The organism is Sphingomonas sp. Leaf28 (genome assembly GCF_001421685.1).
Lineage (GTDB): Bacteria > Pseudomonadota > Alphaproteobacteria > Sphingomonadales > Sphingomonadaceae > Sphingomonas > Sphingomonas aurantiaca.
In genome coordinates this window covers 203675-229261 of record NZ_LMKX01000009.1, presented here as the reverse complement: position 1 = coordinate 229261, position 25587 = coordinate 203675, and the positions used below count along the sequence as shown (strand labels likewise).

Annotated in this window: 24 protein-coding genes; 2 read left to right on the top strand and 22 right to left on the bottom strand. The window is 67.9% G+C overall.

Annotated features, from left to right (window positions below; genetic code table 11):
• Nucleotides 1-61 precede the first annotated feature (61 nt).
• The 12 genes from gspN to ASE79_RS14105 all read right to left on the bottom strand — a co-directional run bounded on the left by gspN (nucleotide 62) and on the right by ASE79_RS14105 (nucleotide 11429).
• A complete protein-coding gene (gspN, locus tag ASE79_RS14160; RefSeq protein WP_056417831.1) occupies nucleotides 62-787 on the bottom strand; it encodes a type II secretion system protein N in 726 nt (241 codons plus the stop codon).
• On the bottom strand, nucleotides 784-1260 hold the full coding sequence (gene gspM / locus ASE79_RS14155; protein WP_055878142.1) for a type II secretion system protein GspM: 477 nt from the start codon (nucleotides 1258-1260) through the stop codon (nucleotides 784-786). The genes gspN and gspM overlap by 4 nt, the downstream gene beginning before the upstream one ends.
• Nucleotides 1257-2345, bottom strand: coding sequence for a type II secretion system protein GspL (gspL, locus tag ASE79_RS14150; RefSeq protein WP_056417828.1), 1089 nt, complete (start codon nucleotides 2343-2345; stop codon nucleotides 1257-1259). The genes gspM and gspL overlap by 4 nt, the downstream gene beginning before the upstream one ends.
• Nucleotides 2342-3346 (bottom strand): type II secretion system minor pseudopilin GspK, encoded by a 1005-nt coding sequence (gspK, locus tag ASE79_RS14145; RefSeq protein ID WP_268796167.1) that lies wholly within the window; start codon nucleotides 3344-3346, stop codon nucleotides 2342-2344. Before gspK ends, gspL begins: the two co-directional genes overlap by 4 nt.
• Complete coding sequence (gene gspJ / locus ASE79_RS14140; RefSeq protein WP_082445323.1) at nucleotides 3333-4010, bottom strand: type II secretion system minor pseudopilin GspJ; 678 nt, start codon at nucleotides 4008-4010, stop codon at nucleotides 3333-3335. Before gspJ ends, gspK begins: the two co-directional genes overlap by 14 nt.
• A complete protein-coding gene (gene gspI / locus ASE79_RS14135; protein ID WP_056417822.1) occupies nucleotides 4010-4396 on the bottom strand; it encodes a type II secretion system minor pseudopilin GspI in 387 nt (128 codons plus the stop codon). The genes gspJ and gspI overlap by 1 nt, the downstream gene beginning before the upstream one ends.
• Nucleotides 4386-4871, bottom strand: a complete 486-nt coding sequence (locus ASE79_RS14130; protein ID WP_268796166.1) for a GspH/FimT family pseudopilin — start codon at nucleotides 4869-4871, stop codon at nucleotides 4386-4388. Before ASE79_RS14130 ends, gspI begins: the two co-directional genes overlap by 11 nt.
• Before the next feature lie 4 nt (nucleotides 4872-4875).
• The gene (gene gspG / locus ASE79_RS14125; RefSeq protein WP_235516943.1) at nucleotides 4876-5316 is read right to left on the bottom strand and encodes a type II secretion system major pseudopilin GspG; all 441 of its coding nucleotides are present in this window, start codon (nucleotides 5314-5316) and stop codon (nucleotides 4876-4878) included.
• An 8-nt stretch (nucleotides 5317-5324) separates the two neighbouring features.
• Nucleotides 5325-6551, bottom strand: a complete 1227-nt coding sequence (gene gspF / locus ASE79_RS14120) for a type II secretion system inner membrane protein GspF (RefSeq protein ID WP_056418524.1) — start codon at nucleotides 6549-6551, stop codon at nucleotides 5325-5327.
• 189 nt (nucleotides 6552-6740) lie between these two features.
• Complete coding sequence (locus ASE79_RS14115) at nucleotides 6741-8396, bottom strand: GspE/PulE family protein (protein WP_082445320.1); 1656 nt, start codon at nucleotides 8394-8396, stop codon at nucleotides 6741-6743.
• Entirely contained in the window at nucleotides 8393-10600 is a 2208-nt protein-coding gene (gene gspD, locus ASE79_RS14110) for a type II secretion system secretin GspD (RefSeq protein ID WP_056417819.1), read from the bottom strand. The genes ASE79_RS14115 and gspD overlap by 4 nt, the downstream gene beginning before the upstream one ends.
• Nucleotides 10601-10610: 10 nt before the next feature.
• Entirely contained in the window at nucleotides 10611-11429 is an 819-nt protein-coding gene (locus ASE79_RS14105; RefSeq protein ID WP_056417816.1) for a type II secretion system protein N, read from the bottom strand.
• Between the two features lie 134 nt (nucleotides 11430-11563).
• Here ASE79_RS14105 and ASE79_RS14100 point away from each other — a divergent pair, with 134 nt between their 5' ends.
• Nucleotides 11564-12220: a prolyl hydroxylase family protein gene (locus ASE79_RS14100; protein ID WP_056417814.1), complete on the top strand. Its 657-nt coding sequence runs from the start codon at nucleotides 11564-11566 to the stop codon at nucleotides 12218-12220.
• Between the two features lie 71 nt (nucleotides 12221-12291).
• Here the strand turns inward: ASE79_RS14100 and ASE79_RS14095 are convergent, their stop codons facing one another.
• Both ASE79_RS14095 and ASE79_RS14090 read right to left on the bottom strand, forming a co-directional pair.
• On the bottom strand, nucleotides 12292-14997 hold the full coding sequence (locus tag ASE79_RS14095) for a TonB-dependent receptor domain-containing protein (protein ID WP_056417811.1): 2706 nt from the start codon (nucleotides 14995-14997) through the stop codon (nucleotides 12292-12294).
• An 85-nt stretch (nucleotides 14998-15082) separates the two neighbouring features.
• Nucleotides 15083-16681, bottom strand: a complete 1599-nt coding sequence (locus ASE79_RS14090; protein WP_151991571.1) for a hypothetical protein — start codon at nucleotides 16679-16681, stop codon at nucleotides 15083-15085.
• 296 nt (nucleotides 16682-16977) lie between these two features.
• On the opposite strand from ASE79_RS14090, the gene ASE79_RS14085 reads away from it, so the two are divergent.
• Nucleotides 16978-17313 carry a DUF6481 family protein gene (locus ASE79_RS14085; protein ID WP_055878170.1) on the top strand — a complete coding sequence of 112 codons (336 nt, stop codon included), beginning with the start codon at nucleotides 16978-16980 and terminating at the stop codon, nucleotides 17311-17313.
• A 119-nt stretch (nucleotides 17314-17432) separates the two neighbouring features.
• On the opposite strand, the gene mtnP is transcribed toward ASE79_RS14085, so the two are convergent.
• The 8 genes from mtnP to sufB all read right to left on the bottom strand — a co-directional run bounded on the left by mtnP (nucleotide 17433) and on the right by sufB (nucleotide 25472).
• Nucleotides 17433-18305, bottom strand: coding sequence for an S-methyl-5'-thioadenosine phosphorylase (gene mtnP, locus ASE79_RS14080; protein WP_056417809.1), 873 nt, complete (start codon nucleotides 18303-18305; stop codon nucleotides 17433-17435).
• The gene (locus tag ASE79_RS14075) at nucleotides 18302-19693 is read right to left on the bottom strand and encodes an amino acid permease (protein WP_056417807.1); all 1392 of its coding nucleotides are present in this window, start codon (nucleotides 19691-19693) and stop codon (nucleotides 18302-18304) included. Before ASE79_RS14075 ends, mtnP begins: the two co-directional genes overlap by 4 nt.
• 150 nt (nucleotides 19694-19843) lie before the next feature.
• On the bottom strand, nucleotides 19844-20152 hold the full coding sequence (locus tag ASE79_RS14070) for a HesB/IscA family protein (RefSeq protein WP_056417804.1): 309 nt from the start codon (nucleotides 20150-20152) through the stop codon (nucleotides 19844-19846).
• 166 nt (nucleotides 20153-20318) lie between these two features.
• On the bottom strand, nucleotides 20319-20780 hold the full coding sequence (locus ASE79_RS14065; protein WP_056417801.1) for an SUF system Fe-S cluster assembly protein: 462 nt from the start codon (nucleotides 20778-20780) through the stop codon (nucleotides 20319-20321).
• Nucleotides 20777-22024, bottom strand: coding sequence for a cysteine desulfurase (locus ASE79_RS14060; RefSeq protein ID WP_056417798.1), 1248 nt, complete (start codon nucleotides 22022-22024; stop codon nucleotides 20777-20779). The genes ASE79_RS14065 and ASE79_RS14060 overlap by 4 nt, the downstream gene beginning before the upstream one ends.
• Complete coding sequence (locus ASE79_RS14055) at nucleotides 22021-23139, bottom strand: SufD family Fe-S cluster assembly protein (RefSeq protein ID WP_056417794.1); 1119 nt, start codon at nucleotides 23137-23139, stop codon at nucleotides 22021-22023. The genes ASE79_RS14060 and ASE79_RS14055 overlap by 4 nt, the downstream gene beginning before the upstream one ends.
• Nucleotides 23140-23141: 2 nt before the next feature.
• Nucleotides 23142-23885, bottom strand: a complete 744-nt coding sequence (gene sufC / locus ASE79_RS14050; RefSeq protein ID WP_056417792.1) for a Fe-S cluster assembly ATPase SufC — start codon at nucleotides 23883-23885, stop codon at nucleotides 23142-23144.
• A 96-nt stretch (nucleotides 23886-23981) separates the two neighbouring features.
• Nucleotides 23982-25472: a Fe-S cluster assembly protein SufB gene (sufB, locus tag ASE79_RS14045; RefSeq protein ID WP_056418516.1), complete on the bottom strand. Its 1491-nt coding sequence runs from the start codon at nucleotides 25470-25472 to the stop codon at nucleotides 23982-23984.
• Between the last annotated feature and the right edge of the window lie 115 nt (nucleotides 25473-25587).

Genomic DNA, 25587 nt, shown 5'->3' with positions numbered 1-25587 from the left:
GTAGGCGTCGCCCCTAGCGGGGGTCGGCGTCATCCGTCAACCGCCGACTTGCACAAATCTGTCAAAAACGTCCTTCGATCGCGAGCCGGTACCCGTTTGGCCCCGCCACGAACCCGGCCTGTTCGAGCTTCTGCACCGCGAGCGGATCGGACGGACGCAGCGACAATTCGGCGCGGTAGGTGCCCGCACCCTCGATCCGCAGCGCGATGCTTTCCGTCCCGGCCTGGCTCGCCAACGGGAGCAGGAGCGCGGTGCCGTCGCAGCGCGCGCTGCCGCTGACCGATTGCGGCAACGCGATCCCGCCGACGTCGCCCGCCAGCGTCGCGCGGACCCGGCCCTCGGCCGCGTCGCACTGGCCGTCGCGGAACCGGACCGAGACATCGTCGAGATCGAGCGCGGCGACGGGCACCGGTGCGAACAGCCGTCCGGTCGCGACCGACGCGGTCATGTGGTCGACACCAAAGCCGTGCCGGCTGACGCTCGCCCACCCGCGCAGTGGCTTTGCCGATACCGAGTCCGGACCCGCGAAGACGATCGTCGCGCGGCCGACGAGCAGCGGCAGCGGCGAAAGCCGCGCGTGGAGATCGCCCAGCGCGAGATCGCCGAACCGTGTTTCGGTGAGCGTGGCGCCCCAGATCGTGCCCGAGACGCGCCGCGCGACCAGTCCTTCGTCGCCGATGCCGGTCCAGCCGAGCACCGCGCGCATCGGCAGGAAGACGATCAGCGCGACCAGCAGCATCATTCCGAACAGTGCGGCGGGGCCAGTGCGCAAACGAATCCGCCTCATGCTGCGCGCGCCTTCAGCGTGAGCGCGACGCCGACGGTCTTGTCGCCCTTGTCGGTCATCGCCACCGAATCGACGAGGATGCCGAGGCGTTCGAGCCGCGCCAGCCACGCGACGAGCGCCCCGGGCCGCGCCGACTGGATACCGATACGCACCCGGTCCGCCCCGTCCTGATCGAGCGTGGCGAGCGCGAAACCGGCCTGATCGGCCTCCGCCCGCACCGCGTCGGCCAGCGTGCCGGTCAACGGCGTCGCGCGGTTCCGCTGGATATCGCGCAACGTCGCGACCTGCGCGCGCGTCTCGCCGAGCCGCGTGACCGCGTTGGCATGACGTTCGCGCGCGCTCGACAGGCCGTCGCCGACCGGACGGATGATCAGCGCCCACAGCAATGTCAGCACCGCGAGCGCCGCCATGACGAGCAGCAACCGCCGCTCCCGCAGCGAGCGGCCCTCGAACCAGTTACGAAGTCCGGTCATCGTCCACCTCCCGGCCCTGGGCTGATCGTCAGTTCACCCGTCACGCGGCCCGCGACCGCCTGGAACACCCCCGCGCGGACATCGAAGCCCGCGGCCTCGAGCGCACGCTTGAGATCGGTCGCCAGCGCCTCGCGTTCCACCGCGACCGACAGTCGCAAATCGCCGTTCGCCTGGAAATCGAGCGCGGTCACTTCGGTGCCGGGCGTCGCGCGGACCGCGGCGAAGACAGCGGCGGTCGTGGTGGTGAAGCCGAGCCCCGGCCCCCGGACGCGCGAGAGACGCTCGTCGAGCTGGCGGGCGGCATCGACCACCGTCTCGCCGCGCGGCAGGCCCGTCACCGCGACCGTGCTCGCCTCGGCCTCCAGCGCGTCGGCACCGAAGCTGAACTTGGCGATGCGGACGAGCGAGATCGCGAGCGTCACCGCCAGGATCGTCAGCGACAGCAGCGCGAGCCGCCGGATCAGCGCCCAGTCGATTGCGAACCGGCGACGACGCGCGAAAGGCCCTTGCCGCAGGTCGAGCGGCGGCGACGCGGCGGCCGCGACGATCGCGGCCTCCAGCGTGTCGCGGTCGATCGCCGCCGGCGCGGTACCGCCCGTCACCAGCTCGGTCAGCCGGGCTTCGTCGGCGAACCCGCTGGACGTCCCGCGCACCACGCCGGTGCCGGCAAGCTGCGCCCGCGCGTACCCCTCTTCGGGGCGCGGCAGGAGCATCGGGGCGGGGATGAGCGCGATCGGATCGACGCCCGCGTCGGCGAGCATCCGCAGCCAGTCGCGGATAGTGGCCACGCCGACCACGCCGATCGGCCGGTCGTTCGCGCCCTCGTCACCGACCGCGACATGGAGCTCGGCGAGCGGCGATGCGCTCGCCTCGGCCGCGAGGAGCCGTGCCGCGGCGGTCGCCTGCGCCAGCGAGCGCGACGGCAGTTCCGCCCAGTGCAGCGTCACCGCATCGGCGGGCGCCACCGCGATCGTCTCGTCGTCGGTCTCCGGGATGCCCTCCCCCTCCCCGGCCACGCGCGCGTCGACGACGCGCATCCAGCGATATCCGGTCTCGCCGGTGGGAAGGAATAACAGCGTGGTCATGATGGCTCGCCCCATTGCCGCGATACGAGCTGCGCGGGAAGCCGGTTCGCGTCGATCAGCGCGCGTTCCTGCATCTGCGTGCGGCCCAGGGTCACGTCGATATCGAGCGTGAACCATGTCGACTTCACCGTGGCGACGGCACCGGGGGCCAGGTTGGCCGCCCCCTGCAACGCCGCCGCCTTCGTAATCGCACCGACGTCCGCATAGCCCTGCGGCGGACGACGGAGCAGCATCTGCTGCGCGATGCCGACCTGGAGCGTGTCGGGATACAGCATCGCGAACAGCGGCGCCTGTTCGGGCAGCAGCGTGTTGACGTTGATCGGCGACGGCGCGGCGATCGGCAAGGTGCAGATCCAGGGCCTGAGCGTCGTGTAGATCGCAGGCGTCATGCCTGCGACCGGGCGGAGCTCGCTCGTATCGCTCATCAGCGTGCCGGCGGTGCGATAGGGTGTCTCGCGGCCGAGATACGCGTTGTCCTCCGCGCCCATCGCCTGCTGGTCCTGATCGCTGTCGATCCAGTCCGCAGTGCCCGACGCGATCTGTTCGGCGACCTGGACGGGGACGTCGAGCAGCCGCATCAGCCGGACGAACTGCGGCCGGATCTCGGGGTTGGTGATGTAGCTGCCGGGCGCGCCCTGCGCCTGCATGACAAGCCCGTTGAGATTGAAGCAGTTGCCGCCGTCGCGCACGCGTGCGGTCGCGAAGCCGCCGGGGACGGGCAGGCCGAACGGCGTATTGCTCCAGTTGCCGGCGAGCGTGACTCGCTTGGGGCTCTGCCCGAGCAGGTTGGAGACGCGGGTGAGCGCCATCGTCTCGGCGGCAAACGCATAGGCGCGCGCCTGTTCGCCGGTCGCGGCGTTCCCGGCGAGCCGGGTCGACAGCCGCAGCTTCTCGAGCGCGGCGCCCGCCATCACCGCTATGATCGCGACGAGCATCAGCACGGTGAGCAACGCGGCGCCCCGTTCTGGCCCCCGTTCTCGCCCGCCCTCAGGTCCGCGCACCGGGCGCTCCTTGTGTCGGCGTGCCGGACGGTGGGGTCGATGACCCGGCTCCTTCGGCCGGTGCGGGGACATAGCCGGTGCCGACGAGGAACATCTGGCGGAACTGCGTGCCGTCGTCGCGGACGATGCGGAGCTCCATCGCGTCAGGTAGCGGCGTGCCGCTCGCGCCATCCCAGCGATCGCTCCAGGCGCCCGCGATGCGGTAGCGCAGCGCGACCTGGCGGACCCGCGTCAGCAGCGCGGCAGGCGGGAGGCCCTGCGCACCGTCGACCATCGGGTAGGCGATCCGCTGGAGACTGCCGCCGTCGACGCGGTAGGCGATCTTCTGCAGGCTGGGCCGTGCGGCGCCGTCGATGTTGCTCCAGCCCGCGCGGACAAGGCGGAGCATCGGCGTGACGCCCGATCCGCTCTCGCCGACGAACGCGGGAACGCGCGTGCCGGCCTCGTCGCGGGTGGCGCGGTTGGCGGCCTGGGCGAGATCGGCGGACAGGATCGACATCGTCCGGGTGAGCGCGCCGATATCGTCGAGTTTCGCGCCGGTGCTGCTCTGCGCCCTGACGCTGAACGACAGGATCGCGACGCCCGCAGCGGCGATCATGCCGAAGATCATCAGCGAGACCATCACCTCGATCAGCGTGAAGCCGGCCTCGTTGCGCGGTCGCATCACGTCGCGGTCCGGGGAGCGGGGCGGACCATCGTCAGGCGGCCGAGCTGCGTGCCCGACCGATCCGCGACCGACACGTCGATCCGCAACACGCGCGATCCGCCGAGCGCGCTGACCTGCCGTGTCCAGGTCCAGGGCTGGCCACCGTTCGTCTCGACGCCGGTGACTCGGCCCGCGGTCGGCGGCTGCGCGTCGGTCACCGCGTCGATCGCGACGTTGCGCGCGACCATCTGCGCGACCAGCGTCGCGTCGAGGATCGAGGCGCCGCGAATCGTCGTGCTTTCGAGACGGACGAGCGCCATCGCGGCCAGGCTGAACACCGCCAGCGCGACCATGATCTCGATGAGGGTGAAGCCCCCCTCGCCCCGATGGCCGTCAGCCGGCATCGGCGCGCACGCTGCCGTCGGCGTCGATATGCACGGTCGCGGCAACGCCACCGCGATCGAGGCGGATTTCGGCGGGGCGATCGACGAGGCCGGTCGGATCGAACGTGACGCGCATCCGGCCGCTACTGTCTCCGATGCTGGCGCGCGTGCCCTCGTTCCAACGTTCGACGCGCATCGGTTTCTCGGCGATCGGGGTCCAGCCGCCGGACAGCCGCTGGTCGAAGCCATAGCCGCCGCCGCTGATCCAGACGCTGACCGGGCGGGCCTCGACGATCGCTGAATCATGCGCGGCGCGGGTGCGCAACGCGAACCGCGTGGCCTCGTCGAGGACGCGGCCGCGGGGGTCCGGCATGACGAGCATCGCCACGGCCGAGGCGAGGCCGATGATCGTGACGACGACCATCAGCTCGACCAGCGTGAAGCCATTTTCGCGCCCCCGCGAAAGTGTCCCCGCGCAGGCGGGGACCCAGTCCAAGGACTTACTGCCAGCTGCCGATATCGGCATCGATCCCCTCGCCGCCTTCCTTGCCGTCTGCCCCGAAGGTCCAGACGTCGGCCTCGCCATGCGTGCCCGGCGACGCATAGAGATAGGCGCGGCCCCAGGGGTCGTTCGGCAGCTTCTTCAGATACCCGCCACGCTGGTAGCGCGAGGGATCGGTGAGGCCGGCGGGCGCGGTGACGAGCGCGTTGAGCCCCTGCGACGTGTTGGGGAAGGTCATGTTCTGGAGCTTGTAGAGCTCCAGCCCGCCCTCGATCTGCGCGATGTCGGCCTTCGCCTTCTGGATCCGCGCGGTGTCGCCCGAGGGCAGAACGTTGAGCGCGACGATGGTCGCGAGCAGGCCGATGATGACGATCACCACCATCAGCTCGACGAGCGTGAAACCGGCTTCGCGCCGGCGTTTTTTGACTTCTTGACGCATACGAAACCTCATTGGCCTGCCAACGTGTTGAGCTGGAGGATCGGGAGCAGGATGGATAGCACGATCGTAGCCACGATGCCGCCCATCACGACGATGATCAGCGGTTCGAGCAGCGACAGTGCGGTGGCGGTGAAGCGATCGAATTCGCGTTCGAGATAGTCGGCGGCGCGCTCGAGCATCTCGTCGAGGCGACCCGCCGCTTCGCCGCTCGCCGCGAGATAGGTCAGCAGCGGCGGGAAGACGCCTGCGCGGCGCATCGCGGCGGACAGGCTGCCGCCGCCGCGGATCGCCTCGACGATCTGGTCCGAGGCAAGCCGCAGCCGGCGATTGTGGATCGTGCTCGCGGTGAGGTTGAGCCCGTCGAGCAGCGGCAGGCGGCTGGCGACCATCGTCCCCAGCGTGCGCGCCATCCGCGCCGCGTGAAGATCGCGCAGCAGCCGCCCGAGCAACGGGATGCGGAGCAGCCAGCCGTCGAAGGCGAGCCGGATTGTCGGGTCCTTGAGCGCCTGCCACCCGCCCAGCGCGGCCAGCCCGACGACCAGCAGCATCACCCACCAATAGCCGACGAGAAACGCCGAGAACGCCATCACCATCCGCGTCAGCAGCGGGAGCTGCTGCCCGACCGTGTCGAACTGCTCGACGACCTGCGGCACGACGAACATCATCAGCGCGGTGACGACGCCCAGCGCGACCAGCGCGAGGATCGCGGGATAGGCGAGCGCAGTGATCAGCTTACCGCGGATTTCGGCCTGGCGTTCGAGCAGCGCCGCGAGCCGGTCGAGGATCGTCGGGAGCGAGCCCGAGCTTTCGCCCGCCGACACCATCGCGCGGTAGAGCGGCGGGAAGCTCTTGGGCTCGCGCGCCATCGCATCGGCGAGACGACGGCCCTCGACGACTCCGGCATGGACGTGCTGGACGATCGCGCGGACGCTGTCCTGCTCGGTCTGGCGCGTGATCGTGCGGAGCGATTCCTCGAGCGGCGAGACGCGGTTGAGCGTGGCGAGCTGGCGCGTGAACAGCGTGAGGTTCTTGCCCGACATCTTGGGCGTGCCGAGCTGGAGCCCGAACAGCGGGCGGCCCTTGGTTGCCTGTGGCGGGGCGCCGGGGGTGATCTTGACGACGTACAGCTTGCGCGCGTCGAGCGTCGCGCGCGCGACGTCGATGTCGGCCGCGGCGACGTGGCCGCGGCGTTCGGCGCCCTTCGTATCGATCGCGAGATAATCGAAGTCCGCCATCATCCTCCCCGGCACGGGGAGGGGGACCGCCGCATAGCGGTGGTGGAGGGGGTTGGCCGCGCGCGTTCCGGTTGTGGCGATCGTGCATGCGGCGTGGTGGCGGTATGCGGCTGGCAGTGCGGGCGTGGCGCCCCCCCTCCACCAGCTGCGCTGGTCCCCCTCCCCGTTCCGGGGAGGATTTGCCGGGCGCTATGCACCGGCTGTTTCCTCGACGACCTCGGTCGTGTCACGGCGCGAGACGCGGACGGCTTCTTCGGCGGTGGTCTGGCCGGCTAGGACGAGATCGCGCGCGGATTGCGCGAGGTTCGGGGACTTGGCGAAGGCGTGCGCCACGATCTCGGATTCGTGACCGTCGGTGTTGATCAGCCGGCGGATCGTGTCGTCGATGCGGACCGCTTCGAACACGCCGATGCGGCCCTTATAGCCGGTCTGGTTGCAGTCCTCGCAGCCTTGCGCGACGTAGACGACCGCGTCCGGGGCGATGCCGAGCAGCGGCGCGACCGTGTCCGACGCAGGCACCGCCTTGCGACAGGTCGGGCACAGCCGGCGGACGAGGCGCTGCGCGATCACCGCGCGCAGCGTGGACGCGAGCAGGAAGCTCTCGACCTTCATGTCGCGCATGCGGGTGATCGCACCGATCGCGTCGTTGGTGTGGACGGTCGACAGCACGAGATGGCCGGTCAGCGACGCCTGCACCGCGATCTCGGCAGTCTCGCGGTCGCGGATTTCGCCGACCATGACGACGTCGGGATCCTGGCGCAGGATCGCGCGCAGCCCGGCCGCGAACGTCAGCCCGACCTTTGGGTTCACCTGAGTCTGGCCGACGCCGTCGACCGCATACTCGACCGGATCCTCGACGGTCAGGATGTTGCGGCTGCCGTCGTTGAGCAGGCGGAGCGCGGCGTAGAGCGAGGTGGTCTTGCCCGACCCGGTCGGGCCGGTGACGAGGATGATGCCGTTGGGCTCGCTCAGCGCCTCGTTGAGCAGCGCGAACAACGCGGGCGGCAGGCCGAGCGCTTCGAGGTCGATGCCGGCATTTTCCTTGTCGAGGATACGCAGCACCACGCGTTCGCCGGCCCGGCTCGGCAGCGTCGAGACGCGGACGTCGAGCAGCTTGCCCCCTAACGTCAGCCCCATGCGACCGTCCTGCGGTACGCGCCGCTCGGCGATGTCGAGGCGCGCCATGACCTTGATGCGGCTGACGACGACCGGCGCGACGTTGGGCGGCATGCGCAGCGTCTCGCGCAGCACGCCGTCGATCCGCATGCGGACGACGAGGCCGCTTTCGTACGGCTCGATATGGATGTCGGACACGCCGTTGCGCGCGGCGTCGGCGATGATGCCGTTGATGAGGCGGATCGCGGGCGCATCGTCCGCGGTGTCGAGCAGATCCTCCGCGGTCGGCATGTCGCCCGCGAGTAGATCGAGCTCGTCGCCCATCCCGACCGCGGCGAGCGCATTGGCCTGGCCGTCCATCGCATAGACGTTCGACAGCAGGCGATCGAAGGCGATCTGTTCGACGAAGCCGACGTCGAACGGTCGGCCGAGATAGCGGCGGAGTTCGAGCAGGACCTTCGGGTCCGCGCCCGCGCGCATCGCGATCGTCAGGTGCGAGTCGGTGTCGGTGTGGTCGACGACGACGCCGAACTTGCGCGCGAAGGCGTAGGGGATGGTGATCTGGGGGAGGCCTACCTCACTCCCCTCCCGCTCGCGGGAGGGGTCGGGGGAGGGAATGACATATCCCCCAATCGCATCGCCAGCGATCGAGGCAGCCCCTCCCCCGACCCCGCCCGCAGGCGGGAGGGGAGAAGAGGAGTCGATCTCATGGCCTTCGCGGATGATCATTTCTTCGGCCGCACGACCATCGTCGAGGTGCGCACCGGCACGGCGACGCGGGGGTCCTCGATGTTGCCGGGGATCGGCGCCGACGGGATCGGCGGCGCGGCGCCCATGTAATCGCGGACGAGCTGGTCGATCGACGGCTCGGCACCCGGCTCCTGCAGGCCCTGTTGCAGGCGGACATAGCCGTACCGCTGCTCGGTCAGCTTGCGGCTGTCATCCGCGGTGCGCAGGATCGTCGGGCGGATGAAGATCATCAGGTTGGTCTTCGAGCGCTGCTTGGCCTTCGACGTGAACAGATGGCCGAGCACGGGCAGATCGCCGAGCAGCGGGATCTTCTCGATCGTGCGGCGCTCATTGTCGTCGAGCAGGCCGCTGATCACCGCGATCTGGCCGTCGTCGACGGTGCGGACGGTCTCGACCTCGCGCTTATTCAGGATCAGGTCGCTATTGTCGCTCGACACCGGCCCCGCGATCGAGCTGACTTCGAGGCGGAGGTTGAGCTTCACCGTGCCGCTCGAGTTCACCTGCGGCCGGACGGTGAGTTCGATGCCGACATTCTGGCGCTGCGTGGTGCGGAAGGCGTTGTCGAAATTGGTGCTGAGCGCCTGCCCCGTGGTGATCGGGATTTCCTGCCCGACCAGGCTGTGCGCCTCCTGGTTGTCGAGCGTGACGAGGTGCGGGACCTGGAGCAGGTTGGAGGTCGTGTCGCTCTTCACCGCGTTGATGATCGCGCCGAAAAAGGTGCTGCCGATCTTGCCGCCGAACCCGCCGAACCCGCCGGTCGCGGCCAGGATCGAACTGATCGCCGACTGTTGCAGCGTATCGGCCGCGCCGCTGGTGGTCTCGGTCGTCGTCGTGCTGCCGTCGGTGTTGTTCGTCGTCGTTTTCGACGTGCTGAGCTGGGTCGCGCCGATCGCGCCGGCGATCTGCAGGATGTTGGGCGCGGAATTCGAGAAGGTCGATGCGCCGAACGCGCCGCCGCTCGGATCGCCGACGATGAACTGCGCGCCGAGCGTGCGCGCCGTCGTGTCCGACACTTCGGCGACGATCGCCTCGACCAGCACCTGTTCGCGGCGCATGTCGAGCTGGCGGACGACCTCGTTGAGCTGGCGCTGAATCTCGGCGGGCGCGGCGATGACGATCGCGTTCGCCCCTGCAAAACGCGTGACGACCGCGGCGGTCTTGCCCCCGGCCGCGGTGATCGCGGGCTGGCCCGAGCCACCCGACCCGCCCGAGCTCGGGATCGACTGGTCGACCTGTGGCTGCGAGATGTTCGACTGGCCGCCGGATGCCCCGTTGGTGCTGCTCGATCCGAAATTCGAGCGCGACAAGGCGGTCTGGACGGGCTGTGTCGGGGTCTGGCCGACCAGTTCCTGGAGGACCGGCAGCAACTGTTCTGCATCGGCATTCTCGAGGAAGACGACCTTGATCTCGGTGCCGTTGCGCGCCTTCTGGTCGAGGTCGGCGGCGACCTGCGCGAGGCGCGCGACGGTGGTCGGATCGCCGCGCAATGCGACCGCGTTCGAACCCTCGACCGCGACGACCGAGGCGCTCGGGCCGGTCGCGGAGGCGCCGCCCTGCCCGCCGCCGGTGCCCGTGCCGATCAGCCCCTGGAGCGCGGTCGCGATTTCCTTCGCGCTGGCGTTCTTGAGCGCGACGACGCGGGTCGACGAGGTGTCGGCGTCGATCCGGCGCAGAACCTCGCGGATCCGGCGGATATTGTCGGCGAAATCGACGACGACCAGGCTATTGCCGCCGCGGTTCGCGCTGACCGAGCCTTGCGCGCTGACGAGCGGGCGGACGGTTTCGACCGCCGACTGCGCATCGATCGCGCGGAGGCGGACGATCTCGGTGACGTAGCTATTGCGCGCGGCGCCCACGACGCCGATCCGGCTAGGCTGCGACGCGGCGTTGTCGAGCGGCTGGACGCGGAAGGCACCGCCCGAGGTCGGCACCGCGATCAGACCGTTGGCGCGCAACGTCGAGAGGAAGACCTCGAAATATTCGGAGCGCGACAGCGGGCGATCGGTGACCACGGTCACCTTGCCAGCGACGCGGTTGTCGATGATGAACGTGCGGCCGGTGACCTTCGCAGCATCGGCGATGAACGCGCGGATATCGGCGTCGCGGACGTTGAGCGTGGTCTGTGCGTGGACGCCAGCCGCCAACGCGAGCGCGACGACCGGACCGAGAAGAAGCTTTTTCATTGGGCCGTTTTCATTTGGGGGGCGCGATCGTGATGGCGAGCGGCAGGGTATCCTCGCCGCGTTCTACGGTGATGGGGACGTTGCCGCCGCCCGCGAAATCCTTGGCGATCCGGTCGAGATCGCCGGGGCCCGAGACGGGACGGCCGCCGATCGAGGTCACGACGTCGCCGTCCTTGAGCCCCGCCGCGCGGAAGGCAGCGCCCGACCCTTGCGCGCGGACGGTGAGCCCGCTGATCCGGCCGCCATCGATCCGCGGGATGAAGCCGATCTCGGTGCGCAGTTGCGAGACCGGGATGCCGATCGCAGGCGACGCTGCCCCTGCGGGTGCTGCACCGGGGACGACCGGCGTGACGGCGCCGGACTGGTCGAGGAACAGATCCTCATCCGCGCCGCCGCGATCGATCGTGACGTGATCGAACGCGACCGCCTTGAGTCGCACGCCGGGCTGAATCTCGTCGCCGATCGCCACGCTTTGCTGGACGCCGTCGGGGCCGGCGATGATCGCGGAACTGCGGCCCATCGCCTCGTCCATGCGCGTGCCGAACAGCGTGAGTTGCAGCGATGTGACGGTGGCGGGCTGGCCCGCGGCACCCCCGAGACGGAAGAACGGATCGAAGCCGCGCAGGATGTCGGCGGGCGCACCGACGACCATCGGCGTGGCCGGGCGCCAGTCGCCGAGCGGCGTGATCGGCGTCACGATCGTCCAGGCCAGCCGCGCGCACTGCACCGCAAGCCCGGCCAGCAGCGCGAGTTCGACGACACTATAGACATTCACAACCGGCATACGCCGCAAGATACGGCGCGCCCGCGCGTCCAGCTTCAATCGCATGCGCGATCCACCCCAATTCCCCGCATCTCGTCGCCTAGGCATGCCATGTTACAATTCCGCGTCAATGCCTTGCGCGTCGTCGGCGCCGATTCCGCGGGGTGGCGCAATGCCGTTCGGCTTGGCAGAAGACGCGAATGTCCGAGCATCTTCCCACCAGCGGCTCCGGCCTGCCTCCCGAACCGATCATCGCGCGCCTGTCGGTGCCGGGGGTGCAACGCGTGCCGAGCGCGAAGCTCGATCTGTTCGTGCGCCGCGACTTCCTGCCGGCGGACCTGTGCGCGGCGTTGATCGAGCGGATCGATGCGGTGCGACGGCCGTCGACGATCTCCGATTCGAACGGCGATGCGAGCTATCGGACGAGCGAGACGGGCGACCTGTCCGCGAGCGACCCGGTGGTCATCGAGGTCGAACGCCGGATCCTCGCGCTGACCGGGCTCAACCCGGCGCATGGCGAGCCGTTGCAGGGGCAGCGCTACGCGGTCGGGCAGGAGTTCAAGGGACATACCGATTATTTCGAGCCGAACGGCGTCGACTATCAGCGTTATTGCGGGGTTGCGGGCAACCGGACGTGGACCGTCATGGTCTATCTCAACCAGCCCGAGGCGGGCGGTGCCACGCGCTTCAAGGCGATCGACAAGATCGTCCAGCCGGAGACGGGCAAGCTGCTGGCCTGGAACAACCGACGTGCGGACGGATCGCTCAACGCGGCCACGCTGCATCACGGAATGAAGGTACGCGCGGGGGTCAAATACGTCATCACGAAATGGTTTCGGGAGAAGGAATGGCGGTGACGCCCGGCGCGCGATTACCGAACTACACCACCCCGGCAAGGGCCGGGGTGGTGTAGCAGTACAAGCCCGCCTTAGAACTGGACGCTTGCGCCGAGCGTGAAGACGCGGCCCAGCTTGTAGTGGTTGATGTCGACCTGCGTCCCGTTGTCGAACGACTGATATTCGCGGTAGCCGGTGCCGGTCAGGTTGCGGCCCTCGAATTTCACCTCGATCTGCTTGCCGTCGAACTCGATCCCCTGGCGCGCGACCACGTCGAAGCGGATGCCGGGCTTCTCGATCAGGTCGGGCAGACGCAGGCCGCTGCCGCCGCCGACCGGACCGCGGTTGGTCACGCGGTTGCTGGCATAGTTGAACAACAGCGTCAGCTGCGACAGGCTCGACTTGTCCTCGATCCCGAGCTGCAGATTGACGAGGTGATCCGACTGGCCGACCAGCGGCGCGCCGTCCTGGAACAGCACGTTGGCGGGCAGCGTCTGGACCTGCGCCCCCGACTGGATCGGGCTGGCGATCAGCGTGTCGTCGGCTTTGATCGCCGAGTGCGTGTAGGTGTAGTTCGCGATCAGCACGAGCCGGCGCGTCGCCAGCCAGTCGCCGCCGAGCCCGTCGAGATTGACGTATTTCTGGAACTCGGTCTCGCCGCCATACAACTTGGCTTCGGGCGCGTTGGCGAAACCGGTCTGCAGGCGATCGCCGCCGGGGAAGAACGCGACCGCCTCGATCGGGTTCTCGATACGCTTGTAGAAGCCCGCCAGGCTGAACTTCTGGTCGCGCGCGAAATACCATTCGTAGCGCGCCTCGGCGTTATACAGCTGCGAATCCTGCAGGAACGCGTTGCCGATAAACAGGCGATCGGAGTCGAAATCCTGGTAGAGCTGCGGCGCGAGTTCGCGGAACTGCGGACGGGCCAGCGTCTTCGAGAAGTGCAGTCGCGCCTGCATGTCGTCGGCGAAATTATAGGTGACCGTCACCGCGGGCAGGAAATAATCATTGTTCAGACGCGTGCTGCCGCGGTTCGCCGATGCGGTCACGCTCTCCTTCGCGGTTTCGTACCGCACGCCGACGGTCGCGCGCAGCCCGTCGAGGATCTCGCCCTCGAGCTGGCCGTAGACGCCGTGGACCTTGAGCGCCGCATCATAGGTCGCCGCGCCCTGGTCCGACGAGGTGTTGCGCAGATAGATGCCGTTGGTCTGCACGGTATAGTCGGACAGCAGGTAATCGGGGCGCAGCTGCGACACCGCCAGCGACAGCCCGGCATTGTTCGCGCCGGCATATTGGAAGGTGTAGCGGCTCGAGTCGCGGGTCGTGTCGTTATACGCATAGCCCGCAGACAGCGCGAACGGCCGGTCGAACGGCACGTTCCAGGTGAGGCTCGCCTGCCCCGACCAGAGCTGTTCGCTCAGTTCGCTGAACGCCACCGACGCGCTCTGGAGACCTGCGAGGCTGTTGACATAGTCCTTCACGGTCGGGCTGTATTCGTAGGTGAACTGGCGCTCGTACGGCGAGTTGCGCTCGGTCTTGGCATAGCTGCCGCGCGTGTCGAACGCGATGTTGCCGAACTTGAACTCGCCCGTCAGCTGCGTGTCGATCAACTGGCGTTCGAACCAGCTGGTGTTCTGTGTGATGAACGCGGGTACGTCATAGGGCGACGGGATGCCGATGTTCGCGGTGTTGCCCTCGCTCAGTCGGCCCTGCTTGACGGTGTCGTGGATATACAGGTTGGTCCAGCGGATCTTGTTCTCGCCGAACTCCGCGCCGAAGCCGAGCAGCCCGTTTACGACCGCGCGGTTGTCCGTGAGGACGGTGCGGAAATCGTTCGTGAGGCCGCCGTCAATGTCGTCGGTCTGCTGCTGGCGGTTGTCGCGCGTCCGCCACGTGTTGCTGATCCCGCCCGCCGCGATCACGCCGAGCCGGGTGCTGCCGATATCGGTCGACGTGCCGAAGCTCGCCTCGCCCGACCAGTTGGCGGGCAGCTGGTTGTTGCGCTGGAGCAAGGTGGTCTTCGCGTTCGACATCGTCGTCAGATCGGCCGAGCTCGGCGACGTGCCGGCCTTGCCTGCCTGCTTGATGAAGCCGGGCACCTTGCGCTCGCCGCTGTCGAAGCCCGCCCAGTCGTTCTTGCCGCCATCATAGACATAGCCGAGTTCGCTGGTCGTGACGGTGTCCGCGCCGAGCGAACCGCCGATCTGGAAGAAGGACTTTTCGGGCACGGCCTTGGTCGTCAGGTTGATGACGCCGCCGCCGAATTCGCCGGGATAGTTCACCGAATAGCTCTTCTGGACCAGCGCGGAGGCGATGACGTTGGTCGGGAAGATGTCGAGCGGCACGACGCGACGCAGCGGCTCTGGCGAGGGCAGCGGCGATCCGTTGAGCAGCGACGACGAATAGCGATCGCCGAGACCGCGGACATAGACGAAGCCGTTGCCGACCACCGACAGGCCGGTGACGCGCTGGAGCGCGCCGGCGATGTCGCCCTCGCCGGTGCGCGCGATGTCGGCGCTCGACAGGACGTTGACGACTTCTGCGGTGGCACGGACCGCGTTGGGCACGTTGCGGCCGAGCACGACGATGTCCTCGCCCCCTGCATTGCCGCCGGGCGTCGAGACGTCGACCTGCTCCTGCTGCTGCTCCTGCGCGGCCTGCGGATCGGCGCGCTGTTCGAGCGGCGTGCCGGCTTGCGGCGACACCACGCTGCCGGCCGGGGCAGACTGCGCGAAGGCCTGCGCCGGGACGAGTGTCGTCGTCCCAAGCAGGACGGAGACGAGAACGGATGACTTCATGGATGCCCCGGCAACAAGAGGAATTCTGGTAAGGAAGACTGCGCGGAGGGCCCCCGCCCCCCGCGCAGTGTCCGACGTGCTGAAATCAGCTGGTCGGGAGCGCCGTGCAGGCGCTGCTGGTCGTGCCGAAGCTCGCGCGGTTCGAATTGCACGTCCAACCGCGATACCAGGTGTCGGTGCTGCCGTTGACCGCGCCGACATAGCTGGTGTTCACCAGGAACGCGGTGCCCGACGGGTTGAGCGTCGAGGCGTTGAACGCGGTCGTCGTCGAGGCCACGCCGGCGGGCAGGAACGTGCCGGTCAGGACCGAACCGGCAGCCGCCGCCTCGGTGTTGTTGCTGCCGGCGCGGAACAGCGCCTGCTGCTCGGCGGTCGTCACCGTGATGCCGTTGACCGCGGTCTCGGCATAGGGCGTGGTGCAGCTGAACACGACCGAGTTGAACACCGGCGGGCCGTTATCCTCGAGCGCGGCATTGGCGGGACGGATCGTGGTCTTGCCGCCGGCATCGGCACCGGCGATCACGTTGAGGCACGCGCCGCCCGGATTGCTGACGATGCCGTTGACGAACACCGCATCGGCACCACCGCGCAGGCGGATCGCCGCGTTGGTCGCGGTCGAGGTCTGGACGAAGGTGAAGTTCGCCAGATTGTAGCGCTGACGCGGCAGCGCATCCTCGTTGTTGTTCGAATCGATCTCGGTCGAATAATTGTCGCCGGTCGTGTTGCTCGGCTTCTGGATCGCGAGCACGAACTGGACGAAGCCCTGCCAGCCGACATCGGTATCCAGCCCGTCATCATCCGCGCCGGTGATCGCGAGGTAGCGCAGGTTGCTGCGGCCGCCGAAGATCTCGATGCCGTCGTCCGAGCTGTTGTGGATCTGGATATGGTCGAGCACGGTGGCCGAACCGGTGCCACCCAGCGTCAGGCCCTGAAGCTCGTTGTTCGGGCTGATGACGGTACCCGAGTAACGGATCTGGACGTAGCGGACGGTGCCGCTGCTGTCGGTCGGCACGGCGCCGCCGTACAGTGCGGTGCTGGTGCCCTCGACGACGTTCTCGCACGCGGCCGAACCGCCGGTGACGGTCGTGTTGCAGTTCGAGATCGGCGCGCGACCGGCCAGGATGATGCCGCCCCACAGGCCCTGCGATTCATCGTTGACGCCGCCGGTCAGGTTGGCCTGCGCGGTGAAGATGATCGGCTGGGTCTCGGTGCCTTCCGCGATCAGCTTCGACCCGCGGTTGACGACCATGAAGTCGTTGTCCGAATTCGTCGTGTTCGCATAGATCAGCGAGCCCGCGGCGATCGTCAGCGTCGTCGGGATACCGCCGAGCGCGCTGCCCGCGCCGCCGACATCGACACCAACATCGACTCGGCCGTTGATCTCATAGGCGACGCCCGCGACCTTCGGCAGGCTGAGCGCCGAGGTGATCGCGGATGGCAGGCGGCACGAGCGGTAGTTGCCGATGATGCCGACATCGGTCGTGCCGGTCGGGCACGACGTGGCGGGCGTGCCCGGGGTCGGCGTGGGCGTCGGCGACGGGGTCGGGCTGGGCGTCGGCGTAGCGGGAACGACGATCACGCCTTCACCCGGCGAGCCGACGCTGTCCGCGCCGTCGCATGCCGACAGCGCGACGCAGGCGGTGCTGGCCAGCAGGATAAAGCTCATGCGCTTGACGATGGTCATTCAAGAGACTCCCGGTCGGATCGTTATCTGATGGATCGACTCAGGCTCCCCCCTGCCGACCTCGATTAGGCGACTATGCGGGATGCGTGACGCTACGATGCGATTTCGATGACGCTTGCGTGACTGGGATGTGACGTATCGGTGACACCCGCCTTTCCCTGCGGGTTGAAATCGGCGTGCGCGAACACATCTCTTCCGATCCGGCGCGCGATGATTTACAGGCGCTGCCAGAATGACCGGCGACGCATCCCTGCGACCGCGCGGCCAAACCATCATTACGGGATTATTCGACGACAATGGCCTCTTTCAAGGACCCCAGTTTCCAGGACCGCACGAGCAGCGCAGCCGCCGCCAAGCAGAAGGCGCTCGAAGCGCTGCGCGCCAAGCCGCCGATCGACGAAGCCGTCGTCGCCGAGCGTCTCGCCGCGCGCGAAGCCAAGGAACTGGCCGAGCGCGAGAAGCGCGCCGCCAAGCGGGCTGCCGAGGACGCGGCCAAGGCCGCCAAAAAGGCCGAGGCCGAAGCCGCTGCTGCGAAGAAGCGCGAAGCCGAAGCCAAGGTCGAGCTGACCGACGCCGAGAAGAAGGCGATTCGCGACGCGAAATACGCGGCGCGCAAGAACAAGAAGAAGTGACGCGCGGGTGGGCCTGCTGAGGCGGGCCCACCGTTCCACGTCGGTTCGAGATCGCATTGCGCGATTGCCGGTGCCAGCTTCGGTGCACGCACCCCGGCCCCGGACCGGATATATTCCTTCTACAGTTTCGAAAGCGCCCGACCGGCGACGGCATCGAGCTTGGCGACCAGCTCGGGATCGCGCGCGCCGCGCGCGGTTATGATTGCGCTGTCCAGGCAGGTGTCGATCGGCGAGCCAGCGCGTGTCTCTGGCAACCCACGCAACAACGCCATGACCATCGCACGTGCCTTGGCCGCATTGGCGTCCAGCTGCACGAGGACCTGCGCGACGTCGACTCCGTCCTCGCCTTCGCGCCAGCAATCATAATCCGTGACCATGCCGACCAGCGCGTAGGGAAGCTCCGCCTCGCGCGCGAGTTTCGCCTCGGGCATCGCGGTCATGCCGATCACGTCGCAGCCCCATTGGCGGTAGAGCAGGCTCTCCGCGCGCGTCGAGAATTGCGGGCCCTCCATCGCCAGATAGGTGCCGCGGTCGTCGACCTGCGCGCCGGCCTCGCGCGCGGCGTCGGCGGCGTAACGCGACAGGCGCGGACAGACCGGATCCGCCATTGAGACATGCGCAACCAGACCGGTGCCGAAGAAGCTCGACGGGCGCCCCTTGGTGCGGTCGATGACCTGATCGACGATCGTGAAGCTGCCGGGCGGGCGTTGCTCGACCAGCGAGCCTACCGACGACACCGCCAGCACGTCGGTGACGCCGAGCCGCTTGAGCGCATCGATGTTCGCGCGGGCGTTGAGGTCCGACGGCGCGATCCTGTGCCCGCGTCCATGCCGCGGCAGGAATGCCACGCCGACATGCCCGACGCGGCCAGTGTAGATCGCGTCCGATGGCGCGCCCCAGGGGGTGTCCACCGTCTGCCAGCGCCCGTCCTCGATCCCCTCGACCGCGTACAGCCCCGAGCCACCGATGATCCCGATCGTCCAGCCGGTCATTCGGCGAGCGCCCGTGGCCGCGCGTAGACGAAGTAGATCACCAGCCCGAGCAGGTTCCACAGGCCGAAATACAGCTGCGTCTTCGAGGGCAGACTGAAGAACAGGTAGAGGCAGCCGAGGATGCCAATCGTCCCGACCAACGTCGCCGCCGGCGCGCGGAAGGTGCGGATCGCGTCGGGCGCGCGGCGGCGCATCACCAGCATGCAGGCGCACACCGCGACGAATGCGGCGAGCGTGCCGGCGTTGGCCAGCGCGGCGATCTCGGCGAGCGGCAACAGCCCTGCGATCACCGCGACGATCGCGGCGGTGATCCAGGTGATGCGGACCGGGGCGCCGCGCTTCGAGACCTTGGCAAGGCTCAGGGGCAGCAGCCCGTCGCGCGCCATCGTGAAGAAGATCCGGCTCTGGCCGAACAGGAAGGCGAGCAGCACGGTCGGCAGCGCGACGACCGCGGAGGCGCCGAGGAACGTCGCAAACCCCGGACGGCCGATCTCGCGCAGAATCAGCGCGAGCGGCTCGGCGCTACCGGCGAACCGCGTGTAGGACAGCGCACCGACGGCAGCGACCGCGACGAGGATGTAGATCGCGATGCACGCCACCATCGATCCCAGGATGCCGATCGCGAGGTCGCGGCCGGGGTTCTTGGTCTCCTCCGCCGCGGTCGAGATCGCGTCGAAGCCGTAAAAGGCGAAGAAGATGATCGCCGCCGCCGCCATGACGCCGCGCTCGGCACCGTCGGGCTGGACCGCCTTGGGGAAGCCGTAGGGCATGAACGGGTGGAGGTTGGCGCTGTTGAAATAGTGCAACGCGATGAACACGAAGACGGTGAGCGCGATCATCTTCACGCCGACCAGCACCGCGTTCAGCGTCGCACTCTCGCGCGTGCCGAACGACAGCACGCCCGCGACGACCGCGATGATGACAATCGCGGGGACGTTGAGGATGCCGCCAAGTTCAGGGCTGAGCGTCAGCGCCTCGGGAAACCCGAACACCCCGCGCAGCAACGGCGCGGCATAGCCCGACCAGCCGACCGCGACGGTCGACACGACGAGCGAATATTCGAGGATGAGGCTCCAGCCGATCACCCAGGCGATCAACTCGCCGAGCACGACATAGCTGTAGGTGTACGCGCTGCCCGACGCGGGGATCATCGTCGCCATCTCGGCATAGGCGAGCGCGGCGCAGGCGCAGATCCCGCCGGCGATGACGAAAGACAGGATGACCGCGGGGCCGGCGAGCCCTGCGCCGACGCCGATCAGCGTGAGGATGCCGGTGCCGACGATCCCGCCGACGCCCATCGCGACCAGATGCGGCCACGACAGCGTCCGCGCGAGCTGATGCTCGGGCGGTTGTTCGGTAACGATTTTTCGGCGAAACAGACTGGCCAACGTAGATCCCCTCTTTTCGCGGGGGGAGTGGCACAGGACGGGAGGGGCAAGCAAGGCGGGCGGTCGTTCGGCGTCGCCCTGTCTCGACCCGATCGGGAGCCCAGTCTGGGTCCCCGCCTTCGCGGGGACACATGCTACCTGGCGCCAGTTTTAGACGGTAAAGCTCTCGCCGCAGCCGCATGCGCCCTTGGCGTTGGGATTCTGGAACACGAAGCCCGCGGTGAAGTCGTCCTCGACCCAGTCCATCGTCGAGCCGATCAGATACAGGATCGACCCGCCATCGACGAACAGCGTGCCGCCGGGCGTGTCGATCCGCTCGTCGAACGGCTTGGCCTCGGTGACGTAATCGACCGAATAAGCGAGCCCCGAACAGCCGCGCTTCGGCGTCGACAGTTTCACCCCGATCGCATCCGCGGGCGCCCGCGCCATCAGGTCCGCGATCCGCGCCCAAGGGCGCATGCGGCTGCGGCGAGAGCTTTACCGTCTAAAACTGGCGCCAGGTAGCATGTGTCCCCGCGAAGGCGGGGACCCAGACTGGGCTCCCGGCCAGCCATTCGAACCGTCATCCGCGAGGAGAGCGTGAGCCCACCCCCTACCCCCTCCCGCATGCGGGAGGGGAAAGACGTTACAGCATGCCCAGTTCGAGCTTCGCCTCGTCGGACATCTTCTGCGGATCCCATGCCGGATCCCACACCAGGTTCACCTCGGCGACGCCGACGCCCGGCACCGCACCGACGCGCATCTCGACCTCCATCGGCATCGACTCCGCGACCGGACAGTTCGGCGTGGTCAGCGTCATCGTGACGACCGCATGCCCGTCGTCGGTCACCTCGACGCCGTAGATCAGCCCCAGGTCATAGATGTTCACCGGGATCTCGGGATCGTAGATATCCTTCAGCGCATCGATGATCGCATCATACACCGCGCCACCGGGCTCGCCCGCCAGATCGACCTGCGGCTTCTGCGCCAGGAACCCGGCGAGATAGTCGCGCTTGCGCTCCGCATCGCCGTCGGTGTCTAGCACGACGCGTGCCTTGGGCGGCGACTGCACCGCTTCGACTTCCTCGATCTCGAACCGATCGCTCATCCGAATATCCTCGTTACTCGCGCGATACCGCGCACCAGCGCATCGACGTCGGCTGGCCCGTTATAGACCCCGAAGCTCGCGCGTGCCGTCGCCTCGACGCCCAGCGCCTCCATCAGCGGCTGTGCGCAGTGATGGCCGGCCCGGATCGCGACGCGCTCTTCGTCCAATATGGTGCCGATGTCGTGCGGATGAACCCCCTCGATCGTGAAGGAGACGATCCCCGCCGAGTCCGCCGGGCCGTACAGCCGCACTGAGTTGATCCCCGACAACGCCTCGCGCGTCGCGGTCACCAGAGCGGTCTCGTGCGCATGGATCGCGCCAAGCCCGATGCTTTCGACATAATCGATCGCCGCATGCAGCCCAAGCGCGCCGACGATATGCGGCGTGCCCGCCTCGAACCGTCCCGGCGGCGGCGCATAGGTGGTTTTCGCGAACGATACCTTGTCGATCATCGACCCGCCACCCTGGTACGGCGGCATCGCTTCGAGCAGCTCGGGCTTGGCCCACAGCACGCCGATCCCGGTCGGGCCGTAGAGCTTGTGCCCGGAGAAGACGTAGAAATCACAGCCGATCGCCTGGACGTCGACCGCGATCCGCGGCACCGACTGGCATCCGTCGAGCAGGATCTTCGCGCCGACCGAATGCGCGATGTCGGTCGCGCGCTTGGCGTCGAGCACCGAGCCGAGCACGTTCGACACATGCCCGAGCGCGACCAGCTTGTGCGCGGGCGTGATCATCCGCTCCATCGAGTCGAGATCGATGCGGTGGTCCGGCGTCAGCGGCAGCACGTCGATCGCAACGCCGCGTGCCGCCGCGATCATCTGCCACGGCACGATGTTCGAATGATGCTCGAGCATTGACAACAGGATGCGGTCGCCCGCCTTCAACTGCGTGCCGGCCCAACACTGCGCAACGAGATTGATCGCCTCGGTCGCGCCGCGTACGAACACGATCTCGTCGGGCGAGCCTGCGCCGATGAACCGCGCGACAGCCTTGCGCGCCGCTTCATAGGCGACCGTCATGTCGGCCGAGCGCTGGTACACGCCGCGGTGCACGGTGGCATAGGTCTCGCCATACGCGCGCGTGATCGCGTCGACGACGGCCTGCGGCTTCTGCGCGGTGGCGGCGGTGTCGAGGTACGCCCAACCCTCGGGGATCGCGGGGAAGTCCGACACGCGGTCCAAAGCCTCCCCTCCCGCCTGCGGGAGGGGTCGGGGGAGGGCTTGATGGAGGGCGGCACTCATGACGAAGCCCCTCCCCCGGCCCCTCCCGCAAGCGGAAGGGGAGCAGACAGCGCCGCCTCCAGCCATGCATCCGCGTCCGCGACGAACGCGTCGCGTACCGTCTCGTCCGCGATCTGCGCGAACGCATCGCCGACGAACGCGCGCGTGAGAAGCGCCTGCGCCTTGGCATGCGGGATGCCGCGGCTCTGCATGTAGAACAACGCGCGCTGGTCGAGTTCGCCGACCGTCGCGCCGTGCGCGCACTTCACGTCGTCGGCGAAGATCTCGAGCTCGGGCTTCAGGTTGACCGTCGCGGTGCGCTTGAGCAGCAACCCGCGCAACGACTGAACGCCATCGGTCTTCTGCGCATCGCGCGCCACCTCGACGCGTGCGGCGAGGCTGGCCGTCGACGTATCGGCCGCAACCGCGCGCCAGATCTGCTTGCTCTGCCCGTTAAGCGCCGCGTGCCGCACCGACAGCGCGCATTCCTGCTTCTGCGCCTTCCGCGTCAACAACGCGCCGCCATATTCGGCAAACGCATCGTCGCCCGACACGGTGATCGCGCCGTCGATCCGCGTCCCCGCATCGCCCGCGCCGAGCACCGTCACGATCAGGCTCGCCTCCGCGCCGACATCCGCCTCGTCGCGCAACGACACGAACCCGCTCGCCTGCAGCAACCGCACCGCGCGCGTCAGCTTCGCGCCCGCACCCAGCGTGATCCGCGTCGACCGGTTCGACCAGCCGGTGCCGACATAGGTCTCGACGACCGACGCTTGCGCACCACCCGCCAGCACGATCTCGGCGGGAAGCTGGTTGTCGCCCCCGGTCGAGATATGGACGATCTGGATCAGCTCGGCCGACGCATTCGCGTCGACGCGCAGCGACCAGCCGTAGCCGGTCGTGCGACGGCCGAGCACATGCTCGCCACCCTCGAGCGGCGCGATCGCGACATGGCGCAGATCGCTCCGCGCTGCATCGAGCACGCCATCGACGAACACCGCACGCGCGCCCTCAAGCTCAAGGAACCACGCGCCCGCCAGTGCCTCGCCGCGCGGCAGGCCCGCCGCAGCAGCGATCGCCGCCGGATCACCCCAGCGCCACGATTCCTCGCGCGTCGAGGGAAGGTCGAGCAGCATCGTCACGCGGCGATCCCCACATAGCCTTCGCTCTCGAGCTGCTGAGCAAGTTCCTTGCCGCCCGACCGGACGATGCGCCCGTCGGCCAGCACATGGACGAAGTCCGGCTCCACATAATCGAGCAGCCGCTGGTAATGCGTGATCAGCAGCACCGCCTTGTCGGGCGCGCGCATGATGCGGTTGATGCCGTCGCCGACGACGCGCAGCGCATCGATGTCGAGGCCCGAATCGGTCTCGTCGAGGATCGCGAACTTGGGGTTGACGATGCCCATCTGCACCATCTCGTTGCGCTTCTTCTCGCCGCCCGAAAAGCCGACATTCACCGGCCGCTTGAGCATGTCGTAATCCATGCCGAGCAGATCCGCCTGGCCGCGTGCGAGCTTCAGGAACTCGCCGCCCGACAATGCCTTCTCGTCGCGCGTCGCACGCTGGGCGTTGAGCGCCTCGCGCAGGAACTGGACGTTCGACACGCCGGGGATCTCGACCGGATACTGGAAGCCGAGAAACACGCCCGCCGCAGCGCGCTCATGCGCCTCGAGCTCGAGCAGGTCGACGCCGTCGAACGTCACCGAACCCGACGTGACCTCGTAACCGGGCCGCCCACCGAGCACATAGCCCAGCGTCGACTTGCCAGCGCCGTTAGGCCCCATAATCGCGTGCACCTCGCCCGCGTTCACGGTAAGCGAAAGGCCCTTGAGGATTTCCTTGCCGTCGATCTCGGCGTGAAGGTTTTCAATTTTCAGCATCGATTTCTGCCCAATTCCAAATCTCTAAATTCCGAAGCGCGCGATGCGCCGGCCGTGCCCCGTCATTACCGCATATGCGAGCATGACGGGCGAGGCTCACCCCACAGAGCCTTCCAGCGAAATCCCCAGCAGCTTCTGCGCTTCCACCGCGAACTCCATCGGGAGCTGCTGCAGCACCTCGCGCGCGAAGCCGTTGACGATCAGCGCCACCGCCGCCTCCGCATCCAGCCCGCGCGACATCGCGTAGAACAGCTGGTCCTCGGAGATCTTCGACGTCGTCGCCTCATGCTCGATCTGCGCGGACGGATTGCGGACCTCGATATACGGCACGGTATGCGCGCCGCACTGGTCGCCCAGCAGCAGGCTGTCGCACTGGGTGAAGTTGCGCACGCCCTCCGCGGTCGGCGCAACGCGCACCAAGCCTCGGTAAGTGTTGTCCGAACGCCCTGCCGAAATCCCCTTCGACACGATCGTCGAGCGGGTGTTCTTGCCGAGGTGGATCATCTTCGTGCCGGTATCGGCCTGCTGACGATTGTTCGTCACCGCGACCGAATAGAATTCGCCGACCGAGCCGTCGCCCGCCAACACGCACGACGGATATTTCCACGTGATCGCGCTGCCCGTCTCGACCTGCGTCCAGCTGACCTTCGAATTCTTGCCCTGGCACAGCGCACGCTTGGTGACGAAATTGTAGATCCCGCCGACGCCGTTCTCGTCGCCCGGATACCAGTTCTGCACGGTCGAATATTTGATCTCGGCATCGTCGAGCACGACGAGTTCGACCACCGCCGCATGCAGCTGGTTCTCGTCGCGCATCGGCGCGGTGCAGCCCTCGAGATACGAGACGTACGACCCCTTGTCGGCGACTATCAGCGTGCGTTCGAACTGGCCGGTATTCTCGGCGTTGATCCGGAAATAGGTCGACAGCTCCATCGGGCAGCGCACGCCCTCGGGGATGTAGACGAACGTGCCGTCGGAGAAGACCGCCGAGTTCAGCGTCGCGAAGTAATTGTCACGCTGCGGCACGACCTTGCCGAGCCATTTCCGGACGAGGTCGGGATATTCCTTGATCGCCTCGGAGATCGAGCGGAAGATCACGCCCGCAGCCTCGAGTTCCTTGCGGAACGTGGTCGCGACCGAGACGCTGTCGAACACCGCGTCGACCGCGACGCGGCGCTTGGGCGTACCGTCCTCGTTGAGCGGATCCTCGACCACGCCCGCGAGCATCTTCTGCTCGCCGATCGGGATGCCGAGCTTTTCGTAAACGCGCAGGATCTCGGGATCGACCTCGTCGAGGCTCCCCAGCTTCGGCTTGGCCTTGGGCTCCGCGTAGTAGTACGCGTCCTGGTAATCGATCGGGGGCACGTTGAGCTTCGACCAGTCGGGCGCGTCCATCGTCTGCCAGAGGGCGAACGCCTTCAGCCGCCAGTCGAGCATCCACTGCGGCTCGCCCTTCTTGGCAGAAATGAAGCGCACCGTGTCTTCCGACAGGCCCTTGGGCGCGAATTCCTGTTCGATGTCCGAGGAGAAGCCCCACTCGTACGTCTTGTTCGCGGCGGCGTATGCCTCTGCGTTCCGGGTAGCCATCATTCCATCTCCGCCGCAACGCGGCTCTTTGATATCTTCGCGCCATCGCGCCTTTGCGTGAACAGAATCTTCTCACGCGAAGGCGCAAAGGCGCGAAGGAAAGGGGTAGGCGCTG

Bases quoted from the DNA above. Each gene is read 5' to 3' on its own strand.
- gspN (WP_056417831.1), bottom strand. From the start codon at position 787: ATGAGGCGGATTCGTTTGCGCACTGGCCCCGCCGCACTGTTCGGAATG.
- gspM (WP_055878142.1), bottom strand. From the start codon at position 1,260: ATGACCGGACTTCGTAACTGGTTCGAGGGCCGCTCGCTGCGGGAGCGG.
- gspL (WP_056417828.1), bottom strand. From the start codon at position 2,345: ATGACCACGCTGTTATTCCTTCCCACCGGCGAGACCGGATATCGCTGG.
- gspJ (WP_082445323.1), bottom strand. From the start codon at position 4,010: ATGCGACCGCGCAACGAGGCCGGCTTCACGCTGATCGAGGTGATGGTC.
- gspI (WP_056417822.1), bottom strand. From the start codon at position 4,396: ATGCCGGCTGACGGCCATCGGGGCGAGGGGGGCTTCACCCTCATCGAG.
- gspG (WP_235516943.1), bottom strand. From the start codon at position 5,316: ATGCGTCAAGAAGTCAAAAAACGCCGGCGCGAAGCCGGTTTCACGCTC.
- gspF (WP_056418524.1), bottom strand. From the start codon at position 6,551: ATGGCGGACTTCGATTATCTCGCGATCGATACGAAGGGCGCCGAACGC.
- ASE79_RS14115 (WP_082445320.1), bottom strand. From the start codon at position 8,396: ATGATCATCCGCGAAGGCCATGAGATCGACTCCTCTTCTCCCCTCCCG.
- gspD (WP_056417819.1), bottom strand. From the start codon at position 10,600: ATGAAAAAGCTTCTTCTCGGTCCGGTCGTCGCGCTCGCGTTGGCGGCT.
- ASE79_RS14105 (WP_056417816.1), bottom strand. From the start codon at position 11,429: ATGCGATTGAAGCTGGACGCGCGGGCGCGCCGTATCTTGCGGCGTATG.
- ASE79_RS14100 (WP_056417814.1), top strand. From the start codon at position 11,564: ATGTCCGAGCATCTTCCCACCAGCGGCTCCGGCCTGCCTCCCGAACCG.
- ASE79_RS14095 (WP_056417811.1), bottom strand. From the start codon at position 14,997: ATGAAGTCATCCGTTCTCGTCTCCGTCCTGCTTGGGACGACGACACTC.
- ASE79_RS14090 (WP_151991571.1), bottom strand. From the start codon at position 16,681: ATGACCATCGTCAAGCGCATGAGCTTTATCCTGCTGGCCAGCACCGCC.
- ASE79_RS14085 (WP_055878170.1), top strand. From the start codon at position 16,978: ATGGCCTCTTTCAAGGACCCCAGTTTCCAGGACCGCACGAGCAGCGCA.
- mtnP (WP_056417809.1), bottom strand. From the start codon at position 18,305: ATGACCGGCTGGACGATCGGGATCATCGGTGGCTCGGGGCTGTACGCG.
- ASE79_RS14070 (WP_056417804.1), bottom strand. From the start codon at position 20,152: ATGCGCCCTTGGGCGCGGATCGCGGACCTGATGGCGCGGGCGCCCGCG.
- ASE79_RS14065 (WP_056417801.1), bottom strand. From the start codon at position 20,780: ATGAGCGATCGGTTCGAGATCGAGGAAGTCGAAGCGGTGCAGTCGCCG.
- ASE79_RS14060 (WP_056417798.1), bottom strand. From the start codon at position 22,024: ATGAGTGCCGCCCTCCATCAAGCCCTCCCCCGACCCCTCCCGCAGGCG.
- ASE79_RS14055 (WP_056417794.1), bottom strand. From the start codon at position 23,139: ATGCTGCTCGACCTTCCCTCGACGCGCGAGGAATCGTGGCGCTGGGGT.
- sufC (WP_056417792.1), bottom strand. From the start codon at position 23,885: ATGCTGAAAATTGAAAACCTTCACGCCGAGATCGACGGCAAGGAAATC.
- sufB (WP_056418516.1), bottom strand. From the start codon at position 25,472: ATGGCTACCCGGAACGCAGAGGCATACGCCGCCGCGAACAAGACGTAC.